Raw genomic sequence first — 2,166 nt, 5'->3', positions numbered from 1 at the left:
GTATTCAATCTGAAATACTGTGTGACTACCGTATCTGTAATCCATGTTGCACCTCCCATGCAACACAGTATCTCAGCTAAAGCTGACCGACTAAAGTCGGTGGTTTCAACCTTTCATATGGAAGAATGAAAACTCAATGGGCAACCAATACAAGAACCCGAATGTATAACTGTAGTTAGTTTAGCTTTTCAGTACTTCAATATTGAATTGAACATAAGGGTTGCCAAGCTAAGATACCTAAAACTTTAGGTGTCCTTTTTGCTTTGGAACGCAATACTCACAAGTTCTATTGCAACTGTCAAGCAGCCCAAACCAAAATCAACGAATTAATTAACACGATGTTGTATATTGGTTACTCAATTTTCCTAATTGTTTAGAAGAAGGTCAATTATGGGAGATTGCATCAGTTCAAAAAAATTCCCCATCTTGCGACAGGGAATTATTTATGTAGAAAAAGGCAAATTCAGGCAACAGCGAGAATATTCTGTTTTATCCGATTAACATTTCTGCTCTCTCTGGCTCAACATCAATATACAGCATCAACTCACGCTCCAGCGCGCGCCCGGCAATATCCAGATTGATATCAATATATTCCATCGTAGTCGTAATACTGCGATGCCCCAGTAATCCGCGCACCATTTGCAAATTACGATCAGGCGCTTTCATCAGTTCAGTTGCCAAAGTATGCCGGAAACGGTGGGGGCCCACATCAAATCCACACTCCTTTGACAAGCGACGAAAGAATGATTTTATCGTCTGTAATTGATCAGTTTCATTTCCTCTGTCTGTTTTGGCGGTAAAATAGTTCACACAGAACAAGGGATCACTGGGTTTTGCCCCAGCGGCTTGCGCACGTTCCAGCAAAATCTCCAGCCGCGGATACAACCATTTCACCACCGGCACCTGGTGTTCATAATGGTTCTTACTCCCCTCAGAGCAAAGAATAATCCGGCACTCATCCAGGTCAATATCCCCCAGCCGGATATGCAATAACTGATTTTGCCATGGTCCCAATGGTGCTGTATCAAAACGCCCGCTCAGGCTGCTATCGTCATTTCGCTTCCACGATATGTCATAACCCTGCGGCTGAATCATACCGTATAATCGGAAATACAACTCACGAGTCGTCTCGTGATCCTTTAACAATCCGCCGCAAGATCCATTGACTTCACTCGCAAGATGGGTCGGTATCAGCAGAAACAAGTCACAAGGAACCGTTTCTGTCAGCCGGTCATCAAGATGAGACCACAGCATTTCCGTGTCACGTTCTGCGTTCCAATCAACCAAACCGAACCAGTCACAGGATTTTTGATTAAACAAAGCCATGATGGTTTCCTGCGCTGCCGGGAGCAACGTCTCCCATTTTCGTGCGGCCAGACCACTTTGTTGGTATAGCCTGTCAATCTGTTGGCTGGTGACTTCATCAAGCGCAACATTCTCTTTTAACAAAGCCAGCCATTGCTCAAACGCCCGGTTTTCCGGTGAGCCTTCCCCTGTTCCCTGCGCTACCAGCGCCGGATACAGTGAGTAATCTGTCATTTCAGTGGGTTGCAGGAGACCGGCACAGCCCGCGACAAACAGCTTAATACTTTGATGGATAGCTTGACCGTAATAGGGCGTTGTATCTCCCAATCCCCATTGTTGCAGGGTATCCAGTTGGTCAGGTTGACCAGTGATATTCAAACGATTAGCGCACCACTTCAGCATAGTAAAAAATCCTCTTTTTTTACCTGAAACAGGGCCTGCCTGGTGAAGGCAATACCCCCACAGGCAGGTGATAAGTTCAGCGATGTGAAAAAAAGCTATCCGGCTTTCGGATAGACCCATCCCAGTTATCTATAACCGGACAGCCGGTCTCCACAATTTTGTGGCCTGTACATCAGAGCGCCTTCTCTTTTCAAACGCCGCGATAATCCTGCCCGTCATAACCCGGTACAAATCAGGCCGGAAACGCCTACCATGATGACGGACGACTTTGTTCTTGCGGACAATTTTTGGGTATGTTTTGGTATGAATCTTTTTCATCAGTAACGCTCCGAAATAAAAACGGGCGTTATCCCCTGACGGGAAATAACGCCCGTCAGGGTGAAAACGACCGCCGGCATCCCGGCAATCAGGGGTAAAATTGTGTGATAATTTGTGTGGCTGTCAGCGTCACCTTCAGAT

At 46.0% G+C, this 2,166-nt stretch carries 2 protein-coding genes and 1 pseudogene; all 3 read right to left on the bottom strand.

Annotated elements, in window-relative coordinates; genetic code table 11:
* Positions 1-489: 489 nt before the first annotated feature.
* The 3 genes and pseudogenes from C5470_RS22570 to C5470_RS21660 all read right to left on the bottom strand — a co-directional run bounded on the left by C5470_RS22570 (position 490) and on the right by C5470_RS21660 (position 2,025).
* Positions 490-990, bottom strand: a complete 501-nt coding sequence (locus C5470_RS22570) for a site-specific integrase (RefSeq protein WP_242688266.1) — start codon at positions 988-990, stop codon at positions 490-492.
* Positions 988-1,707 (bottom strand): annotated as a pseudogene (locus C5470_RS22565) (DUF1281 domain-containing protein); the annotation flags it as partial. The pseudogene C5470_RS22565 and the gene C5470_RS22570, both read right to left, overlap by 3 nt.
* Positions 1,708-1,836: 129 nt before the next feature.
* Positions 1,837-2,025: a hypothetical protein gene (locus tag C5470_RS21660; protein ID WP_166291854.1), complete on the bottom strand. Its 189-nt coding sequence runs from the start codon at positions 2,023-2,025 to the stop codon at positions 1,837-1,839.
* Positions 2,026-2,166: the final 141 nt, after the last annotated feature.

Origin of the sequence: Photorhabdus stackebrandtii (assembly GCF_011189495.1) — a bacterium.
GTDB classification, from domain to species: domain Bacteria; phylum Pseudomonadota; class Gammaproteobacteria; order Enterobacterales; family Enterobacteriaceae; genus Photorhabdus; species Photorhabdus khanii.
The sequence above is the reverse complement of the archived record's forward strand: the minus strand, read 5'-3'. Positions and strand labels throughout refer to the sequence as shown.

Excerpts from the sequence above, each read along its gene's own strand:
- C5470_RS21660 (WP_166291854.1), bottom strand. The coding sequence starts at position 2,025 with ATGAAAAAGATTCATACCAAAACATACCCAAAAATTGTCCGCAAGAAC.